Below are 20,899 nucleotides of genomic sequence, written 5' to 3'. Positions count from 1 at the left end.
TCTCAAGCGGCCGTTCGTCGGCTTTCTGCAGCAACGCCGGCCATTGCCACACAGTTGCGCCCGCTTGTCTTTGCCTCGTATAGAGCAGTATCTGCACGCTGAATGACATCCTCAAGATCGCGTGCTGAACTGGTCCCGAATGCGCACCCAACGCTGGTGGTAAAGCTGATCTTTTGCTGCCCCGCTGTGACGATGGTGCTGGCGATCTCCTCGCGCAGTCGATTGGCCATCAACAAAGAAGCCGCCTCGTCGGTTTCCCTCAGAAGTACGACAAACTCCTCGCCGCCGAAGCGGGCAACCTTGTCAGTCGCGCGGATTCCAGCGCTGATAATATTGCCCATCGCGAGAATGACTTCGTCGCCGGCGGCGTGGCCGAACGTATCGTTGATACGCTTAAAATGGTCGATGTCGAACATCAGTATGCTGAATGCCCGGCCATGCCGTTTGTAATAATTCCAGGCGTCGTTGGCAAAAGGAAGAAAAGCACGGCGGTTTAAAAGTCCGGTCATACTGTCGGTATCGGCGAGTTTTTGAAGTGCATGAAGGTCCGCTCCGTAGCGCAGGATCTTCTGCTCTATGTCCTTTTTTTGATCTTCTGCCTCACGCTGCAGCGCATTGATCGTGGTGTTTGCAGTTTGCTCGCTCGCCTCGGCTGAGCCGACCCGGCGTAACAACGAGCGGACGGCGGCCGACAGCTGCAGTATATCAAGTGAGCCATGCTGGCGTTCGACGCTGGTGACGTTTGCCTGACGACCAATCAGGTCTAGGCTAGCGGCAAGTGCTTTCAAGGGTTTGGTCACAGAGCCGGCAAGCATCCAAGCAACGGCAGACGCAGAAACGGCAGCGACCGCTCCGATCAGCAGTATTTGCAGGACTAATTGATGCGCGGGCGCGTAGATCACGGCAACCGGCATGCGTGCGACAACTGCCCACCCAAGGCCCGGATAGCTTCCCTGGCCCCGGGTGGCAACCATCGCCGAGAGCATCGGCGCGCTTGACGTGTCGTCGGTGAATAAAACACCATCCGATTTTGCGGCGTCGGTCAGAAGTGCAACATCCAGTTTGTGATCGGCAGGGCCAATCAACAGGCTACCATCTCGGGCAGATACCCAAAGCTCGGCAGCATTGGCTGTATCCTGCGTGGTTAGGACGGTGCGCCGGACATCGTCAGCCCATGTCCAACTCATATGGGCACCCAGTACGCCTGCCAGAACTTGATGTTCGTCGAACACCGGCATAGCGACATCGACGAAACGGAAAGGAGCCTCGTCGGGTGACGTGCGCAGCAGCTTTTCCAGGAGTTTTGCGTCGTGGACGTCTTCTACTGTCGGCTGTTTCAGCCCGTCGACAAACCAGGGGCGCTGAGCAACGGATACCCCCTCCAGCATGCCTTTCGTTGCAGCGTGCACTACGCCGTCCGGCGTGGCAAAGCCAAGCCAAGCATATTCCGGCAAGCTCGCTTGTAGTTTTTCTAGGATGGTCCGGGTCGCCGCAGCGTCTTTGCTCCAGACCGTCTGTAGCGGCCCAAGACTCGCGACGTTCTGGATTTCCCGATATCGCTCGAACATATGCTGGTCAAGACGATCCGCCATAGTTCGGGCAAGTGTCTGAAGCTGCTGGTTCGCATTGGCCTGCGCGCTGTCTTTTGCAACCACAGCGGCTCCGATTGCTGCTACCCCGACAGCCGCGCTGCAAGTGACAGCTGTAACGAGGGCAACTTGCAGACGGACTGTCATCCGGTTTCGGAAATTCTGAAAAGACCAGCTGCTAAGCGGCACAAAAGCCTCCGTGTAAGATTCGAAGCCTTTTTACTCAGAAATAGTTAGTGCCCGGCTAATTAATATCCGCAAGGGAGGCCTAATAAACGGCGGGCTGGTTAAAATGACCACCTTGGTCCCTCGATACTCGCATTGATTGTGTGTGAGGCCCTCACGTTTGAGTTTCTAGCACCTTTCATGTGCAAGGTTGGCTGTTCATATCCCTTAAGACCGCTGACACAGAGCCTAGGAAATCAACCTTCTTCGGGTACACGTGGCCATGTCGCAAGCTCGCCGCCGGATAGCCCATTACCGAAGAAAGCCTTCCGCAATCGTAGGTCAGGGCTGTTCCAAGGCTTGGTATAGGCTGAGCCGCCGGATGACCCTTTACGTCGTACCGTCAGCACAGGTCGATGCTTCAAGTCAGCGAACCAGTTCGAAGTCGGGCAGCTTGAACGTCTTTTGTTCAGTGCGTGTGTCCCGCCATAGAGGCGCATGGCTGGAAGGGGACGTTTGGACAGGGATCGTGGCGGGGCCAGACAGATATGGACCGTTACTTGCGGCGCAATACCGCCTCGGATGCCGGCAAGTGATTGTTTGCCGATGTCATCCGAGGGGGCACGGCCTATGGCCGGGCTACGGCCTGCTCATCATATCGGGCACCAGCATGACGATGCCGGGAAACAATGCAATTAGGATCACGAAGCCGGCCATGATCAAGAAGAACGGCATCGTTGCCCGGGTGATACGCGCCATGCTGTCGCCGGTCAGCCGCTGGATGACGGTCAGATTGAAGCCGACCGGCGGTGAAATCTGCGCCATTTCCACGACGATCACGATGAAGATCCCGAACCAGACCTTGCTATAGCCGGCTGCCATGACCAAGGGAAGCGTGATCGGCAGCGTCATGACGATGCAGCCGAGGCCTTCCATGACCGTGCCGAGAAGGATGTAGAAGATCAGCAGGACGACGATCAGCGCGAAAGGCGACAGTCCCCAGCCTTCGATCATTCCGGCAATATAGGCCGGCATGCCGAGATAGCCGACGGTGGTGGAGAGGAACATGGCGCCGACCATGATCAGGCCGATCATGGCGCAACTGTCGGCCGCCTGACGGGCGGCTTCCATCAGGCGCTGCAAGTTCAGGGTCCGCTGCCAGAAGCCGATCAGCATCGAGCCGCCGACACCAACCGCGGCCGCCTCGGTCGGCGACGCGAAGCCGCCATACATCGAGCCGACAACGCCGATGATTAGCAACAGCAGGGGGCCTAGATCCTTTAGCGCCACGAGCTTTTCCCGTAGTGTCGTGGACGGCGGGGTGGCGCCGACGAGCGACGGCTTCATATAGGCACGGATGCCGATATAGCCCATATAGGCTGCGGCCATCAGGAGACCTGGTAGGATGCCGGCCATGAACAGCCGCAGGATGGACTCCTCCGCCATCACGCCGTAGATGATCATAATGGTCGAGGGTGGGATCAAAAAGCCCAGCGTGCCGGCGCCGGCCAGGCTGCCGGTCACCAGATCGCGGTCATAGCCGCGCGAGATCAGTTCCTTTGCGGTAATGCGGCCAACCGTGGCGGTCGTCGCGGCGGATGAGCCGCAGACCGAGGCGAACAGGGTGCAGCCAAGGACCGTGATGTGACTGAGCCGTCCGGGCACGCGACGCAGCCAGGGGGCGAGGCCTGAAAACAGGGCCTCTGAAATCTTGGTGCGGAACAGCAGGTCGGCCATGAAGATGAACAGCGGCAGCGCCAGCATTTCCGGAGACACCAGGGTGTTCCAGGTCTGCTGAGCCAGCAGCTTTGAAAACGGCAGATTCGGCCGGTACAGCATCAGCAGGCCGGCGGCAGTGCCGATCAGGCCGAGGCCGATCCACACGCCGGTGCCCAGAATCAGGGTCATCAGGCCGAGAAGGCTGAGTGAAATCTTTCCCATGGTCTATTCCAGTCCCGGTCCGGTGGTCAGTGCTTCGCCGCGCAGCAATCTCAAGCATTGCGCCACCATCTGCAGGCAGAGGAGCACGGCGCCGATTGCGATCACGGCTTGCGGCCAGACCAGGGGGGTGCGGATCACCGAAGCGGAGGTCGAGCCGCGCTGATAGGAGAGAAACGCCATTTCGATCAGGGCGTGGCAAAGGGCGATGGAAATAGCCAGTCCGATCAGGCAAGCGGCCATTTCGATTAAGCGGGCGCCGCGAAGGGGAAGCATCTCGGCGATGGCCGTCACCCGCACATGGCTTCCGGACTTCAGCGCGCTGGCGGCAGCGAGCATGAAACAGGCCCCCATCAGATAGGCGGCGACGTCCCAGGAAAAGCTCAAGGAAAAGCCAAGAATGTTGCGCAGGAAGATTTCTCCGGCAATCAGCAAGAAGATGCCAAGCAGGCAGAGGGCTGCAAGACCATTGCCAAGCGACGTCAAGTCATCGATCGGGTCGATCACGCGTGAAAAGCGTTGGGATGGGCTGGGGTCCATGGCCATTCTCCGGAATGCGCTCACAAGGGGTTGCCGTCACCGCTTGGGATCGGTGACGGCGAGTGTCGGACGATGGCGTCAGTTCTGGGCCTTCAGATAGGCGTCGATATAGGGAGCGGCGTCCGGAACGCGGGCCTTGAATTCCTCCCAAAGTGGCTTTGCCCGTTCGATCAGGGCAGCCTGCAGTTCCGGCGACGGTGCGGAGACATCGATGCCCTTGTCTTTCAGGATGGCGAGCTTGGCGTCGTCTTCGGCACGGCTCACCAACCAGAATTCGCCTTCAAGCGTCTTGGAGGCAGCTTCGATCGCCTTCTGATGTTCAGGCGACAGGGCGTTCCAGGCGTCTAGGTTGACGGTGACGATGTTGCTCGACGCCTGCCAGTTGAACGTGCTCATGTTCTTGCTGAATTCCCAGAAGGCGCCGTCGACGCCCGAGGAAGAGGATGTCGTCACGCCCTTGATCGTGCCGGCCGCCAGCGACGGCACGACTTCACCCCAAGGCATCTGCACGGGGGCTGCACCGAGCGCATTGAAGAAATTGTGGCCATTGGCGTCGACAACGCGGATCGTCAGGCCCTTCAGGTCTTCGATCGTCTCGATCTTGTTCGGCGAATAGACCGCCTGGCCCGGCCATGGCACCATGTAGAGCAGCTTCTGGTTCATCGAGGTGGCAACTTCCTCGATCTTCGGGCGGAAGAATTTGTGCAGCAGCGCCAGATCCGGCATGGTCGGCGCCAGATAGGGCAGCGTTTCGATGCCCAGCACCGGCGCTTCGCCAACCTGCTGGCTCATCAGGATATCGGCGACCGGCACGATTCCGTCGCGCACCGCGGCCATGCCTTCGGGACCCTTTATGCCGAGAGCGCCACCGGGATGCACGGTGATGACCACCTCGCCCTTGGTGACGTCCTTGACCGTTTCGGCAAATTTCATGGCATTCTTGGTGTGGAAATTGCCGGGCGGCCAGACGACCGACATATCCCAGGCGGTCTGCGCGACAGCGGGTGCGGCAAGGCTGGCGAGAAGCACGGCCAGGCCGGCCCGGAGCATGTTCTTCATGATGCAGTAACCCCTCTTTTATGTTTCTGCGCCCAATCCTTGGGAGCAGCATGCGCGCTGAAATCGATGTTCGCATTTTCAGTATACAGGGCGTATTCTGAAAATAACAAGGATTGTGGCGCTTTTTTCACCGTGATTTTGGTGGGGTTATTATTTATGCATTGAAGTCTTCGGATGCAGTTAGGTATGAGACTGCGATATGCGGGCTGTGGCAGACTGGCTTCATGGTGCTCCACGGCGAGAGGTCCTTCACGGACGCGGTCTCGCAGTGCCTGTGCAGGGCGAACAGCCACTCTTTCGGGCTACCAGAAAATCCGGGGATTTAGGGGACGGGCGGCAACAAACTTCGGCTGCCGGAAATCGGTTGCCGCGCCGGTGACGACCTCAAGGGAGTGAAGGGCATTTCCCTGTCTCCGGCCGCGTCACGTCATCAAATCGCATCAGCCAGCTTCTGTTTGATATAGAGCTCGCGAAGTCGCAGCGTCAGTGGCCCAGGCTTACCGTCCCCGACCGTATGACCATCGATTGCCGTTACGGGGAGAACGAAATTGGTCGCGGAGGTGATAAAGGCTTCCGCAGCCTTCATTGCTTCATCAGGGGTGAAGGCGCGTTCTTCAAATGGGATGCCCGCAGTCTCGGCTATGCTCAGCACGCTGGCGCGGGTAATGCCGTGCAGGATCGCGTTGGACAGGCCGCGCGTCACCAGCCTGCCATCTCTGGTGATGATATGAGCGGTGGCGGAACTGGCTTCGGTGACAAAGCCGTCTTCGACCAGCCAGGCGTCATCGGCGCCTTTTGCCATTGCTTCCATCTTCGCCATCGAGGGATAGAGCAGTTGCACTGTCTTGATGTCACGGCGGCCCCAGCGTTCGTCCGGGACACAGGCGACGGAAATGCCGGTCGCGACCTTGGGATTTTCGAGAACGGACTTTGCCTGCGTGAACAGGGTCAGCGTCGGGGTCGGGTTTTCAGGGTAGGCGAAATCGCGGTCGGCGGTGCCACGGGAGATCTGCAGGTAGATCAGGCCTGATTCCAGCGCGTTGCGGCGGATGATCTCGCGGTGGACCTCCAGAAGCGCCTCCGGTGTCAGCGGGCAGGTGATGCCGAGCTCTGCCGTAGAGCGCTGCAGGCGTGCGGCATGGCCGGCATATTCGAGCAGCCTGCCGCCGACCACGGCCGTGACTTCATAGATGGCGTCGGCAAACAGAAAGCCGCGATCGAAGATCGAGACCTTGGCTTCGGCTTCCGGCAACCAGTCGCCATTCAGATAGACAATACGGGTCAAGTCGTTTCTCTCGTTCATGTTTTCGGTCTGGTGAAGGGTGCGATCTCGACGCCCACCGCGGTGAGCTTGCCGCGCAGAGCCGCTGCCGTCACGGCGGCGCCGGGCGTATCTCCGTGGATGCAGACGGTTGCCGCCTCGACGGGCAGGAAATTGCCACCGATCGTCGGGATGCGCTTGTCGCAGACCATCGACAAGACCTGATCGACGCTCTGCTGCAGGTCGTGAATGACGGCGCCCTCCAGCTGGCGGGAGGCGAGCATGCCCTTTTCGTCGTAGCGGCGATCGGCATAGACCTCGCAGGCGACGGGAAGACCCGCGGTTTCAGCGGCCTTCATGGTCTGCGAATAAGGGAGGGTGATGAAGACGAGGTGCGGGTCGACCGCCTGGATGGCGCGGACGCAGACCTTTGCAAGATCGGCATCCTCGGCGGCCATGTTGCCCAGCGATCCATGCGTCTTCACATGGGTGATCGGCCAGCCCAGCGCATGTGCCATGCCCTGAATGGCGGCAATCTGGTAGATCAGCTGGGCCTCGATATCTTCCGGACGCTCGCCGGAAATGCGCCGGCGGCCGAAACCGTAGAGATCCATGAACGAGGGATGCGCGCCGATCGAGACGCCCTTTGCCTTGGCCGCCAGGATCGTGTCGCGCATGACGCTCGGATCGCCGGCATGGAAACCGCAGGCGATATTGGCCGTCGAGATGGTCTCCATCATCGCTGCGTCGTCGCCGATCTTATAGGCGCCGAAACTCTCGCCCATGTCGCAGTTGAGATCGATGGTCGGCATGGTGCGCTATCCTCAGATGAGTCTTCAAAGCCGTGGCGCGGCATCCAAAAAGCCCACGACTGTCTTGACATACAGTTGGTGTACTGAAATGACAAGCGGGTTGCGACATGGCCGGACGGGGTGCCGTTCAGGCGCAGGCTAGCCGATGACGGATCGTTTGTCGGCAGGTCTTGTGAAGGGTCGCAGATCGTTTTGGGCGCTGGGCATTGCTAAGGGACGCCGTTGGGAATGGGAACGATGACATGACGGAGCGCGATCCTGCGCCACGGCGCTTCCCCCTTATCGCTGCCTGCGGCGACAGCGCTCTCGTCATCGAGCTTTCCGATCAGATCGACGAAGAGACCAACCGGCGCGTCGTGGCGCTCGCCGACAGCCTTGCAGCAGAGGCGATCACCGGGATCGTCGAAACGGTTCCCACCTATCGGTCGCTGCTGGTCGTCTACGACCCGGCGCTGGTCCGCGGCCAACAGCTGGCGCCATTGCTTTTGGAACGGTTGGCGGACATCTCGGCGGAAAGCGGTGCGCAGCGGCGGATCGTCGTGCCGGTGGTTTACGGCGGCCCGGTCGGCATGGACCTCGATGAGCTCGCCGAACTGAAACAGATGAGCTCTGATGCCCTGATTTCCCTGCATTCGGCGGCGGAATACCGGGTCTATATGATCGGGTTTGCCCCGGGCTTTGCCTATCTCGGAGGGTTGCCCGAGGTTTTGCACACGCCGCGCCTTGCGGTTCCCCGCCAGCGGATCGAAGCGAGCGCCATCGGCATCGGCGGCAAGCAGGCGAGCATCAATTCTGTGCCCGGGCCCAGCGGCTGGCGGTTTATCGGCCGTACGCCGCTGAAGCTCTTCGATCCGGCGCGCGCGGAGCCCTTCCTGCTGCGGGCCGGCGACCGGGTTCGGTTTCGCCCCGTCAAGGCGGACGAGGCGGCGGCTCTCGATGCAGCCGCGACGCAGGGTACTCTTGCCGCAGAATGGGAAAGCCCATGAGCAGCATTCTGATCAGGCAGGCGGGTCCGATGCTGACCGTCCAGGATCTCGGGCGTGTCGGGCTGCAGCACCTCGGTGTGTCGGGCTCAGGCCCCACGGATGGTCCCTCGATGCGGATGGCCAACCGGCTTGTCGGCAATGACGACGGGCAGGCAGTTCTCGAGTTTGCCCATGTGGGCGGGCATTTCGAAGTGGCTGAGCCGGTGCGGTTTGCGGTCACCGGCGGCGACGTCGAGATCACCGTCGATGGCGAGCGTCGGCATGGCTGGGAAAGCTTTGCGCTTCTGCCGGGCCAGGTGCTGAAGATCGGCGCCCTGCGCGATGCGGTGTGGGGCTATCTGGCACTGTCAGGCGGCATCGAGACGCCACCGGTTCTCGGCGCCCGCTCGACCCATTTGCGAACCGGGATCGGCGGGCTCGAGGGGCGGCGGCTTGCGGCCGGCGATCGTCTGCCGCTCGGGACAACAAATCCGGCACCCATGCGTGCGCTGACGCAGGCCTTTCGCCGTCCGCTCGGTCCGGTGCGGGTCGTCAAAGGGCCACAGGCAGATCATTTCGGTGCCTCCGCCTGGCAGGACTTCCTCGGAGCCGGCTTTGTCGTTTCCGGCCAGCGCGACCGCATGGCGCAAATGCTCGAGGGGCCGATTGTGCGCGCCGCTTTGGGGCATGATATCGTTTCTGACGGAACCGTCAGCGGGTCCATCCAAGTGCCGGCATCCGGGCGCCCGATCGTGTTGATGGCAGAGCGGCAGACGACCGGCGGTTATCCCAAGATTGCCACGGTGGCCTCGATCGACCTGCCGCGGCTTGCGCAGGCGATGACCGGCGCGCCGGTGCGCTTCAAGGTGATATCGCAAGACGAAGCGGAAACGCTGTATCTCGGCCAATCGCAGGCGCTCAATGCCGCCTTGGCGGGGCTCGAGGAAAAATCTGAGATGACGAAGCCTCAACGGGAGCAGGTCGATGAATAAGCCGCTCGCCAAACAGGCCTATGCCAGCATCATCGAGATGATCCTGGCTGGCGCATTGAAGCCGGGAGATCTGCTGCAGGAAGGCAAGCTCGGCGACGAACTCGCTATGTCGCGGACGCCTGTGCGAGAGGCGATCAAGCGCATCGAGGCGGAGGGGCTTGCCGTCCAGGAAGGGCGGTTTCTCAAGGTCCGCACGCTGACGGAAGCCGAAGTCGAGGAGATCTTCTTCCTTCGGCGCGTTCTCGAGCGTCAGTGTGCCCGCAATTCTGTGACCATCGATCCGCGTATCCTCGACGGCCTAGAAAGCCGCGTGCTCGACCTGCAACGGGAAGGCCCCGGCGAGGAGGAAGAGCAGCGGCAGGTGGATGATGACTTTCACTATGCGCTGGCGCGGGCTGCGGGCAACCAGATGATGGTTCGCACCATCGGCGACCTGCGCCGCCGGACCTGCATGTTCGACCATAGCCAGGTTCCCGAGCGGTTCGGCAAGAGCTGTGAGGAGCATCTCGATATCATCCAGGCGCTGCGCAGCCGCGACGGCGAGCGTGCTGCCATGCTGATGGACGAACATATCGCCCATGCCCGCGACGCCATCCTCGGGCGTCTCAGCCTTTCGAACCAGAGGCACAAGCGATGAGATGCCTGATCGTGCAGCCGATTCATGCGGACGGACTGGCTCTCCTCACAGAGGCCGGGATCGAGCCGGTGCTTTGCCCGTCAGCGGATATGGACACCGTCTCCCGGTGGATCCCCGGCTGCCAGGCGGTCATCACCCGTGATGCCGGCCTTTCGGGAGACGCGATTGCTGCCTCCGACGTCCTGAAGGTGATCGTCGTTCACGGGGCGGGTCACGACCCCGTCGACAAAAGGGCCGCCGCAAGCAAGGGCGTGCTGGTCTGCACCACGCCCGGCGCCAATGCCCGTTCGGTGTCGGAGCTTGCGCTGGGGCTGGCGCTGGCCACTGCCCGGCTCATTCCGGCCGCCGATCAGTCGGTCAGATCCGGCAGACGTGGCTTTCGCGAAAGCCACGTCTTCCAGGAACTGTCCGGCAAGACAGCACTCATCGTCGGCTGGGGCGCGACCGGCGCCGGGCTCGGGCAGATGCTCCACAGCGCCTTCGGCATGCGCGTCATCGTCTATTCGCCGCGCAACCCGGATACGGGCAAGTTCGAGCGGGTCTCTGTGCTCGCCGAGGGGCTGGCGAGCGCCGATCTCGTTTCGCTGCATACGCCGCTGCGGGACGAGACGCGGGGCATGTTCAATGCTTCAGCCTTTGCAGCGATGAAGAAAGGCGCCATCCTGGTCAACACGGCAAGGGCTGGGCTGGTGGACGAGGCGGCCCTTGCGCAGGCGCTGGCAGACGGCACTATCGCCGCCGCCGGTCTCGACGTCTATTCGCCATCAGCGCCGACCGGGGCGCTTGCGACCTCCAACAGGGTGATCTTTACGCCGCATCTGGGCGGCACAACCGGGGAGGCGCTGCAGCGCGTCGCCATCGCCGCTGCCCGGCACGTCATTACGGCGCTTGCGGGAGGCCGGCCGTCGACCACGATCGAATTTCATCCGGAGGCTGCCCTATGAGCGACATCGTCAAGGATACTGTCGAGCGGCTGCTGGACCGTATCAACGCGATTTCGGCGGGTGGTCCGGGCTTCACGCGCCCGTCCTACAGCCCGCTGGAAAGCCAGGCGCATCGCGTTATAGAGGACGAGGCGACCGCGCTTGGCCTGACCGTCACCCGCGATGCCGCGCTCAACCTGTTTGCCCGACTGCCGGGGAGGGACCGGAGTGCTCCTGCCATCCACGTGGGGTCCCATCTCGATACCGTTGCCATGGGCGGTGCCTATGACGGGCAGGCGGGCGTTGCCGGCGCCATGGCGCTTGCCGCGGCCTTTGTCGACAGCGGCGAACTGCCGCCGGTCGATCTCGTCGTCACCGTCACCCGGGCGGAGGAAAGCGTCTGGTTCCCCGTGTCCTATGTGGGTTCCCGCGCAGCACTCGGGCGGCTTACCGCAGAGGAACTGCAGGCCACGCGCAGCGACACCGGCCGCACGCTGCATGATCATATCCTGTCGGAAGGCGGCCGGCCTGACGACATCCTGACGGACACTCCTCTTGCGCCGGCACGCTTCATCGAGCTGCACATCGAGCAGGGCACAGTGCTGCATGCCGCGCATGAACCCTATGGGATCGTCAGCGGCGTGCGCGGCGGTCTGCGCTACCGGCAGGCCCGGATCGACGGCACCTGGGCGCATTCCGGTGGGCCGGCGAGGTCGGAGAGATCGGATGCCGTATTCGCCCTTGCCGACCTGATCGTCGCCATGGACCGTCGCTGGGACGAGGCGCTGCGGGCGGGAGACGACCTTGCCGTGACCTTCGGCCGGGTCGATGCCGCAACGCCCGAACATGCCTTTGCGAAAGTACCGGGCCGGGTCGATTTCTGCGTTGATCTGCGCAGCGACGATGTGGACGTGCTCGACCGGATGGACGCGGTGTTTCTGGCCGACGCCAAGGCGATCGAGGCGGCGCGGGGCGTGCGGTTTGCGCTGGGGGCACAATCGCGCAGCCAACCGACGAAGCTTTCGGCGGTACTCGGCGACCAGATCGCCGAGGCCGCAGTCGTGCTCGGGCACACGCCCCGCCGCATGCTATCGGGCGGCGGCCATGATGCGGCGGCCTTTGCGCAGGCGGGATGGGACAGCGTGATGGTGTTCCTGCGCAACTGGAACGGCAGCCACAATCCCGACGAGGCGATGGACCCCGCGGATCTGGTGGCGGCGGTCAAGGCATTGCATGGGGCTCTGGCCGGCATGGGGGAAACGTCAATACGATGAGCGACAAGGAAACCCTGGCGCAGCAGTTCTACCGCGATCTCAAGCAGCGCATTCTGGAAGGCCGCTTCTCCTCCGACGAGATGCTGACCGAGCGCACGCTGGCGGTGGAATTCGGCATTTCGCGGACGCCGCTGCGCGCCGCGATCTCCCGCCTCGAGAAGGAAAACGTCATCTCGCGGCTGCCGAACGGGGCGCTGATGGTTCGCCCGGTCACCGTCGAACAACTGCTGGAGATCGTCCAGATCCGCAGGCTGCTCGAAGGTGCGGCGGCCGCCAAGGCCGCCGAGACATCGGCGCTGACGCCGGAGCTTGATGACTCCCGCACCCGCATGCGTGCCTATGCGGAGGGCGGCGATATCGCCTTCGACAATTTCTGGCTGGACGACGACGCGTTTCACCTCGCCGTCGCGCAGGCCGCCGAACTACCTCTGCTTGCGACAATGCTGACGGAAATGCGCAGCGTCGCGCGCCGCTGCACCATTACCCGCACCCATGACCGCTTCGACCAGCAGGCCCGCGAGCATATCGCCGTGGTCGATGCCATCGAGGCCGGCGATACCGCTGCCGCGCAGGCGGCGATGGAACTGCATTTCGACAGCGTCAGGGCACGTTTCCTTGGCTGGCTGGCCCGCGATTGAGACCTGACCCATGACATCTGCCGCATTCCCCGAGGATCTTCAGCGCTTGCGCGGTTGCGAGGCCGCCTTTCCGAAGGCCGAGTTCCTCGATCGCCAGAAACGCGCCCAAGCCGCCTTGCATTCCAGCGGACAGGAAGCGATCATCGTCTCCGGTCCCGAAACAATCTACTGGCTGACAGGCCGCCAGACGGCAGGCTATTTCGCCTTCCAGGCGCTGGTCCTTCCTGCAGAGGGCGAGCCGACCCTCATCGTCCGGCAGCTGGAGCTGTTCGGTGCGGTCGCCAATACCTGGCTCGAAGATATCGTGGCCTACCAGGACGGCGAAAATCCCGTCGATGCCCTGCTGGCGGTCCTCAAGGCGAAACAGATCCGCAAGCCGGCGATGGAGCTTGGGGGCTGGTTTCTGTCGCCGCGGGTTGCCGCCGAGATTTCCGCGCGGTTGAACGTCGGCGAGTTGCTGGACGGCTCGCATATCCTGCCGCCCTTGCGCATGCTAAAATCTGCAGCCGAACTCGACGCTATCCGGGGAGCGGCGAGCTATGCGCAAGCGGGTATCATCGCCGGTATCGAGGCCTGCTCAGCCGGAACGGATGAGAATGCGATTGCGGCGGCGATGCTTCATGCGGCAACGCAGGTGGGTTCCGAGGCGATGGCCATGGAGCCGCTGGTGTCTTCGGGACCGCGCAGCGGCCTGCCGCACATGACATGGCGCCGGCGCAGGTTGAGCGACGGCGATCCCGTCTTCCTGGAGCTTGCCGGCAGCCACGCCCGCTATCACGCGGCGCTGATGCGCACGGTCTGGCTCGGAGCGCCGCCGGTCGAAGCGCAAAGGATGATGGATTGCTCGCTCTACGCGCTGGATGCCGCACTGGCATCAATCCGGCCGGGCGTGGCCTGTTGCGTCCCGCATAATGCGGCGCAGGCGGTGATCGACGAGGCTGGCTACACCCCGGCTTTCCGCAAGCGGATCGGGTATTCCATGGGGGTCGCCTTTGCGCCGGACTGGGGCGAGGGGGCGATCCTCTCCCTCTTCGCCGATGTTTCCCGCCCGATCGAAGCGGGCATGGTGTTTCACCTGCCAGCCACGCTGCGCAGCTACGGGCACTGGACCGTCGGCGCTTCCGAGACCGTGATCGTCACCGAGCACGGCGCCGAACCGCTGTCGAGCCTGCCGCGCAGCCTCACCATTCGCTGATTTCCCACTTTCCCTTCACCAACGGAGCCTCTCGCATGCGTTCTCTCTTCCATCTGGCCTATCATGTCACCGACCTCGACGAGGCCCGCCGGTTCTACGGCGACGTTCTCGGTTGCCAGGAAGGCCGGTCCACCGACACCTGGGTGGACTTCGACTTCTTCAACCACCAGATCTCGCTGCATCTGGGCAAGCCGTTCGAAGTAACGCGCACCGGCAAGGTGGGCAACCATATGGTGATGATGCCGCATCTCGGCGTTGCGCTGGAGCTCGCCGACTGGCTGGCACTGGCCGAACGCCTGAAGAAAAAGGGTGTCGCCTTCGACATTCCGCCGGTGGTGCGCTTCGAAGGCGAGCCGGGCGAGCAGCGCACGATGTTCTTCTTCGATCCGAGCGGCAACCCGATCGAGGTCAAGGGTTTCAAGGATTTCGACGGGCTGTTTGCCCGCTGATTAGCACGCATTTACGAAAAATCCGGGCAGATGGATGATCAGCCCGGATTTTCTATTGCTCGGTTAGCTGCGCTCAGAACATGCTTGGCGAGCGGGTCAGCAGTTCGTTACCCTGTTCGCCGATGATGAGGATGTCTTCGTAGAAGGCCGCGCCAACGCCATCCAGGGACAGGAAGGCCTCGACGCCGAACACCATGTTCTGCTCGACGATGTCCTGCGGCGTCGACATGGACGTCGAGATGCGCGGCAGTTCGAAGCCAAGGCCGATGCCGTGGCCGTAGAAGGGGAAATTCTTCATGATCGCGGAGATGGAGCCGCCGAAGGCTGCGGTCATGCGGTCGCCTTCGGCCGCCACATCCAGCAGCGCGACGCCTGGCCGCAGCATGTCGGACAGGCGGTGGACGATGCCAGCGGCGGCTTCGATCAGGCGGAGCTGACCCGCGTTCGCCGGGCCGCGGACTGCCGTTCGGCCCGGATCAAGATAGTAACCCTGGTAGAGCGGGCCGTGCAGCGTTCCGGTGACGATGTCCCCGACGACAGGCGTATCGGCGCTATAGCCAGTCAGCGGAAAGCGCTGGTCGAAGCCGAGCGTCTCGCCATGATTGGTGCCGATCATCTGGACGCGGCCGCCGCGCCGCACCGTTTCGCGGGCGGCTTCGCCGGCGGCCTCGCGCTCCGACATGCCGCTGACGAGGCTCTGCATGAGGACGGTCATGCCCGCGGTCGCCGTTTCCCCGGCTATGCGATAACAGTCGAGTTCGCGTGGGCTCTTGATGCGTCGCACGGAGCGGACGAGATCGTCTTCCGGGATCCATTCGATCTCAGGGGCCGTCGCCTCCAACTGCCGATAGTATTTCACCGGGATGAAATTGGTGCCGACCAGTGCCACGCGTCCCTTGATGCCGCGGGCGACAAGGGCTTTGGCGACCCTCTCGAAAGGATGGTTGCTGCAGTGGACATCGTCGATCGAGACGAGATCGCGCCTGACCTCCGGCTCGTCGATGTGCAGTTGCGGCGCGTGCCCCTCCTGCAGGATGACGCCGGCAAAGGAGCGCGCGGTCCAGATGGTCGAGTCCATGCCGCTGCTGATGGCATAGTGGTTGGAAAGATAGAGAACGTCGCCGCAGTTGTCAGTGGTGCCGCCGGCGCGTGAGAACACCACGGCGGTCTCATAACCGCGCGCCTTCATCTCGCGATGCAGGCGATCCCAACGGTGCTCATACTCGTCGATCGGAAAATAACGGGCCATCACTCGCTCCAGATGCTGCGGCTCGCGCACGCGCTATCACGTCTACGCGCAGTTACGGGAAAAGCCCGTAAACGGGCTTTTCAATTTCGGTACACCGACAGTATCCTTTCGTCAATCGACTGCCGGCACTCTTTGGGCGATACCGCGTTTGATCTCCAGGAGATGCCGAAAAAGCGCGCATCCTCAGCTTAGTTTGTGATCAACATGGCTGTTTTGTGTGCTCTAAATTGTTGAAAACGCTACTTGAACTCCATTGGTATACTGAATAAGGTTCAGTGGACCCATGAGGCCACGGGTTTATCGCCCGCCGATGTGCTCCCGCACAGGCGCAGATGATACCCGCGAAGACGAGTTGGAATGGATTTGGAAACACAGGTTGTACCCGCGAGCCAGGGACGTGCGTTTCGGATGAGGGCCGGGCAGTTCGCCCGCATCACCAATACCCACGGCAATCAGGTCGTCGATACCTGGGCCGTCGCTGCAAGCGATGCTGCCGAGGTCTCGTCGATGGATCATACCCGCTCCGTCAACAGCAACATCTTTTTCACCAAGGGCATGAGCCTCAAGAGTTCGCGTCGGCGCTCGATGCTGACCATGGTGGCCGATAGTGCCCGGGTACGTCACGATACCTTGCTTTGCCCCTGCAGCGCTGACCTCTATCAGCAGCTGGGATGCACCGCGTATCACCGCAGCTGCACCGACAATTTTCATGAAGCGCTTGCGCAGGTGAGTCTCGAACATGCCTTCACACCGGCCTCGCTCAACCTGTTCATGAACGTTCCGGTCGGGCCGGATGGAACCGTGGATCGCTTGCCGCCTGCAACAACCGCAGGCGATCATGTGGTGCTGCGCGCAGACATGGATCTCGTCCTGGTGCTGTCGGCCTGCCCGCAGGATATCACGCCGATCAACGGTGCTGCCCGCACGCCGCAAAACGTGGCCGTGTCAATCACGGACGCCTTTTCCCCGGAGGAGGCCGCATGAGCGATCCGCTTCTGAAACTGAGGGAGATCCGCAAGAGTTTTGGTGACAACGAGGTGCTGAAGGGCGTCTCGCTCGAGGTTGCGGCCGGCGAAGTCGTCTCGATCATCGGCGCCAGCGGTTCCGGCAAGAGCACGTTCCTGCGCTCTATCAATGCGCTGGAAGTGCCCCAGTCGGGGTTCATGGAATTTGAGGGACTGTCCTTCGATTTTCGTCCGGAATCGCGTCTCTTCCCGACCCCGGCACAGTTGCAGTCGCTGCGTGCCCGCGTCGGCATGGTGTTCCAGAGCTACAATCTCTGGCCCCATATGACCGTGCTCGAAAACGTCACGCACGCGCCGATCAGACTGTTGAAGATGCCGCGGGCGCAGGCCCGTGAAGAGGCGGAAGTGCTTCTGTCGCGGATCGGGCTCTACGAAAAGCGTCACAGCTACCCCGCACGGCTTTCCGGCGGGCAGCAACAGCGCGTGGCAATTGCCCGGGCGCTGGCGATGAAGCCACGACTGATGCTGTTCGACGAGGTCACCTCCGCGCTCGACCCCGAGCTGGTGCATGAAGTGCTGGTGCTGATGGCCTCGCTTGCCGCCGACGGCATGACGATGCTGCTGGTGACGCATGAGATCGCCTTTGCCCGCGATGTGTCGTCGCGCGTGCTGTTCTTCGACAAGGGCGTGATCGCCGAGGAGGGGTCGCCGGAAATCCTGCGGAATCCCGAAAGCGAAAGGCTGCAGCAGTTCCTGCACCGCATCCTGCACGACAGGGTGGCGCATTCCGTCTCCAAATCCAGCGGCGAAGGAGCGCAGGCGTGATGGTCAACTTCTTCGACGAGTTCAAAATCTACGGACCGGGCTTTCTGGAAGCCTCCTGGACCGTGTTCGGCATTACCATCCTTACTATTGCCGTCAGCTGGGTCTGCGGGCTGGTGGCAGCGCTCGCACAGCGCTCCGACTGGAAGGCCGTGCGCATGGCCGCCGGTTTCTACATCTGGTTCATCCGCGGCACGCCGACGCTGATCCAGGTGTTTCTCATCTACTTCGGCCTGCCGCAGATCGGCATCCGGCTTGATCCCTTCACGGCGGGGGTCATTGCGCTTGGCATCAACAGCGGCGCCTATGTCGCCGAGATCGTCCGCGGCGGCCTGACCGCCATCCAACGCGGACAGACGGAATCGGCTCTTGCGCTCGGGTTCAGCCCTGCCGAAACGATGCGCACCATCATTCTTCCGCAGGTCTTCCGGATCATCCTGCCCTCGATCACCAATGAAGCGATCTCGACGCTGAAAAACACCTCGCTGCTGTCGACCATCACGGTCGTGGAGCTGACCCTCTATGCGCAGACATTGATCGCCTCGACCTTCCGGCCGTTCGAATTCTACATTGCGGTTGCCGTCATCTACCTCCTGCTGACGACCATCCTCACCTTCGTCGCGTCGTGGCTGGAACGCCGCTACGCCAACCTCGGATGATGCGGCCATGAGCGTGCTGCCCGTCGATTCCCTTGAAACTCCCCGCTTCTGCGGCGTGCCGACCTTCATGCGGCTGCCGCAGGCGACGTCCCTCAAGGACCTGGATGCGGCGATCATCGGCCTGCCGTCGGACAGCGGCGGGCCTTACAGGACGGGGGCTCGCTTTGCCCCCAACGCGGTGCGTGCCATGTCCGTCATGCTGAGGCCGATCAATCCCTATCGCGGCAATCTGAACATCTTCGAGGCGCTTAGGGTCGCCGATGTCGGGGATGCCAATGTGGTGCCCGGCTACGAGATCCAGTCGCTGGAGCGCATCGAGGAATCGGTGAGTGCGCTCGTCTCGGCCGGCATCGTGCCCTTCGGCATTGGCGGCGATCACTCCATCACGCTTGCCGAACTGCGGGCGCTGGCCAAGGTGCAAGGCCCGATCTCGCTCGTTCATTTCGATTCCCACACCGATACGTGGGACAGCTATTTCGCGGGCCAGAAATACAGCGCCGGGACGCCGTTTCGTCGCGGCGTGGAAGAACAGATCATCGATACGGCATCTTCGATCCAGATCGGCATGCGCGGCTCCCTGTTCCAGAAGACCGATATCAGACAGTCCATCGAACTCGGCTACGAGGTTCTGACCACCGATGAGGCGCTCGACCTCGGCCCCAGGGCGCTTGCCGACCGGATCGCAAGCCGGGTTGCCGGCAAGCCGGTGTTCATCTCGTTCGACATGGACTTCGTCGATCCGTCCGCCGCCCCGGCGGTGCAGACACCGGAGGCCGGCGGACCGACAGCGCGCGAGACCCTGCAGATCATCCGCGCCCTCCACGGCATCGATCTGGTCGGCTGCGATGTCGTCGAGGCCAATCCGCTCTACGACAGCACCGGACAAATCACGGCACTTCTCGCCGCCACCATCATGGCTGAATTCCTGGCTCTCCTCGCTTCCCGCCGATCCTCCACGCCGGGTTGAAATGCACCGATTACCCAGATGCCGAACGACCAATCCATCATAAAAAAGGGAACTGAAACATGAAAATGAAGTCTTTCATCCTTGCCGCTGCAGCCTTTGCGGGCCTTGCCATGACCTCGATCTCCGAGGCGGCTGACCTCGAACTGCTGCAGCCCGGCAAGCTCGTGGTCGCAACCGAAGGCACCTACGCGCCATTCAGCATGCGTGCGCCGAACGGCAAGCTCGACGGCCTGGAAATTCGCGTGATGCAGGAAGTCGCCAAGCGCCTGAACCTTGAATACACACCTATTCTGATCAAGTGGGATTCTTTGCTCGTTGGCCTCCAGGCGGACCAGTATGATGTGATCAGCGCCGCGATGGACATCACCGAGGCCCGCCAGAAGCAGGTTACCTTCTCCAACGGCTGGCTGGAATCCGGTGGCCGCGTCGTTACCGCCAAGGACAGCAAGATCACGAGTGCTGCCGAGATCAAGGGCAAGGCCGTCGGCGCGCTCGTCGCTTCCAGCTGGACCAAGATCGCCGAGGAAAAGGGCGCAACGGTCAAGGGCTACAAGGCCGAGTCCGACGCCATGCAGGACCTCGTCAACGGCAATGTCGATGCGGTGATTACCGATTCGATCGCGGCGGCCTATGCGATCACCTCTGCCAAAATGCCCCTCAAGATGACCGATGACTACGTCAGCCACGTCCAGAAGGGCTTTGCCTTCAAGATGGGCAAGCCGAAGCTGGTCGAAGCCGTCAACAAGGCGCTTGCCGACATGAACGCCGACGGCACCTATGCCAAGCTGACGAGCGATCTGGTCGGCTTCGATCCGGCTCCGAAGGTCCCTATCAAGACCATTAAGTAGACCTTAGGTATCCCGGAGTATCCAGCTCACCCAATCCGGCAACGATCATCGCGATCGTTGCCGGCGCTTTGTTTGGCACGGACATTAGACCGCAGCATCGCAGCGCTTTGCCCGGTCCTGTGGTTCGCAGACAGGACGATCCTGACATCGAAGGGCTTCCCCGCATTCTAAGTTTGTCCTCGGGTGGCACTGTTTGGCCTGGCTTACGCCTTGTTCAGGCACCCCAGGAAAAGGATACCATCCGTACCTTGACCAATACGCCTGCTCCAGGGTTGAGCTTCCGCCGGAGCGCGTCGCCAACGTCGTAAGCTAGCGCCGAAGGCCGCAGGTCAGGCCGCCTGAGGTCTGAGCGTCTTGGGTGTCCAGTTCCACGGCAGCAGTTGCTCAGTCCTGCTGATCGGGCCAGTCCGGATTGTTAGCGAGGATGTCGGCAAGCCAGGCCTGAGGGTCGATGTCATTGAGCTTGGCGCTCATAATCAGTGTTGCCATGAACACAGCGCGCAGATGGGAAGGCAGGCTCAGTTGAGTTGATCCTGTGGGTGTCTGGCAGCAGTCTTTACGACAGCCACCCAAAGTTTTACCAATCGATCGAGCGCGGCGTTTACCGCGCCGGCAAGGGGGCAGCAATGGTTGGAAAAATCTTATTTGGTTTCGGCTTGCTGCTGCTTGTTGCCGGGCTGATTTGGGCGGCGCAGGGAAGCGGCTATTTCCCCTATCCCGCCGCGAGTTTCATGATCGACCAACGGCCCTGGATATTCCGCGGGGCGATCACGGCAGCTTGTGGCGTGGCGCTGCTTTTGTGGTCGCGACGGATTTGAAAACCCAGGGTAATAAAGGCTTGCCTTGGCAATGCCGACAGGATTTCCGATCGTTCGACACGCGCCCATGGTAGCCGTCGGATCTAAACCTACGCAGCGGGATGGCTGATGCGCGTTTTTCTTGTTCGCCACGG

At 62.1% G+C, this 20,899-nt stretch carries 21 protein-coding genes and 1 pseudogene; 14 read left to right on the top strand and 8 right to left on the bottom strand.

The features are described 5' to 3' along the window. Positions 1–2 precede the first annotated feature (2 nt). From IFT66_RS23865 to IFT66_RS23080, 6 genes are all read right to left on the bottom strand, one after another. The gene (locus tag IFT66_RS23865; RefSeq protein ID WP_192079117.1) at positions 3–1,655 is read right to left on the bottom strand and encodes a diguanylate cyclase; all 1,653 of its coding nucleotides are present in this window, start codon (positions 1,653–1,655) and stop codon (positions 3–5) included. 738 nt (positions 1,656–2,393) lie between these two features. After that, positions 2,394–3,695, bottom strand: coding sequence for a TRAP transporter large permease (locus IFT66_RS23100; protein ID WP_062577564.1), 1,302 nt, complete (start codon positions 3,693–3,695; stop codon positions 2,394–2,396). Between the two features lie 3 nt (positions 3,696–3,698). Continuing rightward, complete coding sequence (locus IFT66_RS23095; protein ID WP_192079116.1) at positions 3,699–4,232, bottom strand: TRAP transporter small permease subunit; 534 nt, start codon at positions 4,230–4,232, stop codon at positions 3,699–3,701. A gap of 78 nt (positions 4,233–4,310) precedes the next feature. Continuing rightward, positions 4,311–5,291 carry a TRAP transporter substrate-binding protein gene (locus IFT66_RS23090; RefSeq protein ID WP_192079115.1) on the bottom strand — a complete coding sequence of 327 codons (981 nt, stop codon included), beginning with the start codon at positions 5,289–5,291 and terminating at the stop codon, positions 4,311–4,313. 430 nt (positions 5,292–5,721) lie between these two features. Further along, positions 5,722–6,576 (bottom strand): D-amino-acid transaminase, encoded by an 855-nt coding sequence (locus tag IFT66_RS23085; RefSeq protein WP_192079114.1) that lies wholly within the window; start codon positions 6,574–6,576, stop codon positions 5,722–5,724. Positions 6,577–6,590: 14 nt separating this feature from the next. Then, positions 6,591–7,364: a LamB/YcsF family protein gene (locus IFT66_RS23080; RefSeq protein ID WP_192079113.1), complete on the bottom strand. Its 774-nt coding sequence runs from the start codon at positions 7,362–7,364 to the stop codon at positions 6,591–6,593. A 242-nt stretch (positions 7,365–7,606) separates the two neighbouring features. On the opposite strand from IFT66_RS23080, the gene pxpB reads away from it, so the two are divergent. Genes pxpB through IFT66_RS23040 form a run of 8 tightly spaced genes read left to right on the top strand, consistent with a single transcriptional unit; the run spans position 7,607 to position 14,437 of the window. After that, complete coding sequence (gene pxpB, locus IFT66_RS23075; RefSeq protein WP_192079112.1) at positions 7,607–8,350, top strand: 5-oxoprolinase subunit PxpB; 744 nt, start codon at positions 7,607–7,609, stop codon at positions 8,348–8,350. Next, positions 8,347–9,321: a 5-oxoprolinase subunit C family protein gene (locus tag IFT66_RS23070; RefSeq protein WP_192079111.1), complete on the top strand. Its 975-nt coding sequence runs from the start codon at positions 8,347–8,349 to the stop codon at positions 9,319–9,321. The genes pxpB and IFT66_RS23070 overlap by 4 nt, the downstream gene beginning before the upstream one ends. Beyond that, positions 9,314–9,958, top strand: coding sequence for a GntR family transcriptional regulator (locus IFT66_RS23065; RefSeq protein WP_192079110.1), 645 nt, complete (start codon positions 9,314–9,316; stop codon positions 9,956–9,958). Before IFT66_RS23070 ends, IFT66_RS23065 begins: the two co-directional genes overlap by 8 nt. Before the next feature lie 11 nt (positions 9,959–9,969). Continuing rightward, entirely contained in the window at positions 9,970–10,902 is a 933-nt protein-coding gene (locus IFT66_RS23060; protein WP_342344818.1) for an NAD(P)-dependent oxidoreductase, read from the top strand. Beyond that, the gene (locus tag IFT66_RS23055) at positions 10,899–12,155 is read left to right on the top strand and encodes a hydantoinase/carbamoylase family amidase (RefSeq protein WP_192079108.1); all 1,257 of its coding nucleotides are present in this window, start codon (positions 10,899–10,901) and stop codon (positions 12,153–12,155) included. The genes IFT66_RS23060 and IFT66_RS23055 overlap by 4 nt, the downstream gene beginning before the upstream one ends. Then, positions 12,152–12,793 carry a GntR family transcriptional regulator gene (locus IFT66_RS23050; protein WP_062577583.1) on the top strand — a complete coding sequence of 214 codons (642 nt, stop codon included), beginning with the start codon at positions 12,152–12,154 and terminating at the stop codon, positions 12,791–12,793. The genes IFT66_RS23055 and IFT66_RS23050 overlap by 4 nt, the downstream gene beginning before the upstream one ends. A gap of 10 nt (positions 12,794–12,803) precedes the next feature. Continuing rightward, on the top strand, positions 12,804–13,988 hold the full coding sequence (locus IFT66_RS23045) for a M24 family metallopeptidase (protein WP_062577585.1): 1,185 nt from the start codon (positions 12,804–12,806) through the stop codon (positions 13,986–13,988). Between the two features lie 35 nt (positions 13,989–14,023). Next, positions 14,024–14,437: a VOC family protein gene (locus IFT66_RS23040; RefSeq protein WP_062577588.1), complete on the top strand. Its 414-nt coding sequence runs from the start codon at positions 14,024–14,026 to the stop codon at positions 14,435–14,437. 73 nt (positions 14,438–14,510) lie between these two features. On the opposite strand, the gene IFT66_RS23035 is transcribed toward IFT66_RS23040, so the two are convergent. Continuing rightward, complete coding sequence (locus tag IFT66_RS23035) at positions 14,511–15,686, bottom strand: M24 family metallopeptidase (RefSeq protein ID WP_192079107.1); 1,176 nt, start codon at positions 15,684–15,686, stop codon at positions 14,511–14,513. Positions 15,687–16,043: 357 nt separating this feature from the next. Between IFT66_RS23035 and IFT66_RS23025 the strand changes: the two genes are divergently transcribed. From IFT66_RS23025 to IFT66_RS23005, 5 genes are read left to right on the top strand one after another with little or no spacing between them, the layout of a single operon-like run. After that, positions 16,044–16,670 carry a DUF1989 domain-containing protein gene (locus tag IFT66_RS23025; RefSeq protein ID WP_192079106.1) on the top strand — a complete coding sequence of 209 codons (627 nt, stop codon included), beginning with the start codon at positions 16,044–16,046 and terminating at the stop codon, positions 16,668–16,670. Continuing rightward, on the top strand, positions 16,667–17,476 hold the full coding sequence (locus IFT66_RS23020) for an amino acid ABC transporter ATP-binding protein (protein ID WP_192079105.1): 810 nt from the start codon (positions 16,667–16,669) through the stop codon (positions 17,474–17,476). The genes IFT66_RS23025 and IFT66_RS23020 overlap by 4 nt, the downstream gene beginning before the upstream one ends. Continuing rightward, on the top strand, positions 17,476–18,132 hold the full coding sequence (locus IFT66_RS23015; RefSeq protein WP_158478516.1) for an amino acid ABC transporter permease: 657 nt from the start codon (positions 17,476–17,478) through the stop codon (positions 18,130–18,132). Before IFT66_RS23020 ends, IFT66_RS23015 begins: the two co-directional genes overlap by 1 nt. Positions 18,133–18,139: 7 nt before the next feature. Then, entirely contained in the window at positions 18,140–19,099 is a 960-nt protein-coding gene (locus IFT66_RS23010) for an agmatinase (protein ID WP_192079104.1), read from the top strand. A 59-nt stretch (positions 19,100–19,158) separates the two neighbouring features. Continuing rightward, positions 19,159–19,947 carry a transporter substrate-binding domain-containing protein gene (locus tag IFT66_RS23005; protein WP_192079103.1) on the top strand — a complete coding sequence of 263 codons (789 nt, stop codon included), beginning with the start codon at positions 19,159–19,161 and terminating at the stop codon, positions 19,945–19,947. A 329-nt stretch (positions 19,948–20,276) separates the two neighbouring features. Here the strand turns inward: IFT66_RS23005 and IFT66_RS23000 are convergent. Beyond that, positions 20,277–20,448, bottom strand: a pseudogene (locus tag IFT66_RS23000) (transposase domain-containing protein); the annotation flags it as partial. Between the two features lie 26 nt (positions 20,449–20,474). On the opposite strand from IFT66_RS23000, the gene IFT66_RS22995 reads away from it, so the two are divergent. After that, entirely contained in the window at positions 20,475–20,765 is a 291-nt protein-coding gene (locus IFT66_RS22995; RefSeq protein WP_446737957.1) for a hypothetical protein, read from the top strand. Positions 20,766–20,899: the final 134 nt, after the last annotated feature.

Origin of the sequence: Rhizobium sp. CFBP 13726 (assembly GCF_014841925.1) — a bacterium.
In the GTDB taxonomy this organism is placed as follows: domain Bacteria; phylum Pseudomonadota; class Alphaproteobacteria; order Rhizobiales; family Rhizobiaceae; genus Neorhizobium; species Neorhizobium soli.
This window is presented reverse-complemented; position numbering and strand designations above follow the sequence as displayed.

What these genes read in the sequence shown, in the direction of transcription:
- IFT66_RS23100 (WP_062577564.1), bottom strand. Translation starts at nt 3,695, where the DNA reads ATGGGAAAGATTTCACTCAGCCTTCTCGGCCTGATGACCCTGATTCTG.
- IFT66_RS23095 (WP_192079116.1), bottom strand. Translation starts at nt 4,232, where the DNA reads ATGGACCCCAGCCCATCCCAACGCTTTTCACGCGTGATCGACCCGATC.
- IFT66_RS23090 (WP_192079115.1), bottom strand. Translation starts at nt 5,291, where the DNA reads ATGAAGAACATGCTCCGGGCCGGCCTGGCCGTGCTTCTCGCCAGCCTT.
- IFT66_RS23080 (WP_192079113.1), bottom strand. Translation starts at nt 7,364, where the DNA reads ATGCCGACCATCGATCTCAACTGCGACATGGGCGAGAGTTTCGGCGCC.
- pxpB (WP_192079112.1), top strand. Translation starts at nt 7,607, where the DNA reads ATGACGGAGCGCGATCCTGCGCCACGGCGCTTCCCCCTTATCGCTGCC.
- IFT66_RS23070 (WP_192079111.1), top strand. Translation starts at nt 8,347, where the DNA reads ATGAGCAGCATTCTGATCAGGCAGGCGGGTCCGATGCTGACCGTCCAG.
- IFT66_RS23065 (WP_192079110.1), top strand. Translation starts at nt 9,314, where the DNA reads ATGAATAAGCCGCTCGCCAAACAGGCCTATGCCAGCATCATCGAGATG.
- IFT66_RS23055 (WP_192079108.1), top strand. Translation starts at nt 10,899, where the DNA reads ATGAGCGACATCGTCAAGGATACTGTCGAGCGGCTGCTGGACCGTATC.
- IFT66_RS23050 (WP_062577583.1), top strand. Translation starts at nt 12,152, where the DNA reads ATGAGCGACAAGGAAACCCTGGCGCAGCAGTTCTACCGCGATCTCAAG.
- IFT66_RS23045 (WP_062577585.1), top strand. Translation starts at nt 12,804, where the DNA reads ATGACATCTGCCGCATTCCCCGAGGATCTTCAGCGCTTGCGCGGTTGC.
- IFT66_RS23040 (WP_062577588.1), top strand. Translation starts at nt 14,024, where the DNA reads ATGCGTTCTCTCTTCCATCTGGCCTATCATGTCACCGACCTCGACGAG.
- IFT66_RS23035 (WP_192079107.1), bottom strand. Translation starts at nt 15,686, where the DNA reads ATGGCCCGTTATTTTCCGATCGACGAGTATGAGCACCGTTGGGATCGC.
- IFT66_RS23025 (WP_192079106.1), top strand. Translation starts at nt 16,044, where the DNA reads ATGGATTTGGAAACACAGGTTGTACCCGCGAGCCAGGGACGTGCGTTT.
- IFT66_RS23020 (WP_192079105.1), top strand. Translation starts at nt 16,667, where the DNA reads ATGAGCGATCCGCTTCTGAAACTGAGGGAGATCCGCAAGAGTTTTGGT.
- IFT66_RS23015 (WP_158478516.1), top strand. Translation starts at nt 17,476, where the DNA reads ATGGTCAACTTCTTCGACGAGTTCAAAATCTACGGACCGGGCTTTCTG.
- IFT66_RS23010 (WP_192079104.1), top strand. Translation starts at nt 18,140, where the DNA reads ATGAGCGTGCTGCCCGTCGATTCCCTTGAAACTCCCCGCTTCTGCGGC.
- IFT66_RS23005 (WP_192079103.1), top strand. Translation starts at nt 19,159, where the DNA reads ATGAAAATGAAGTCTTTCATCCTTGCCGCTGCAGCCTTTGCGGGCCTT.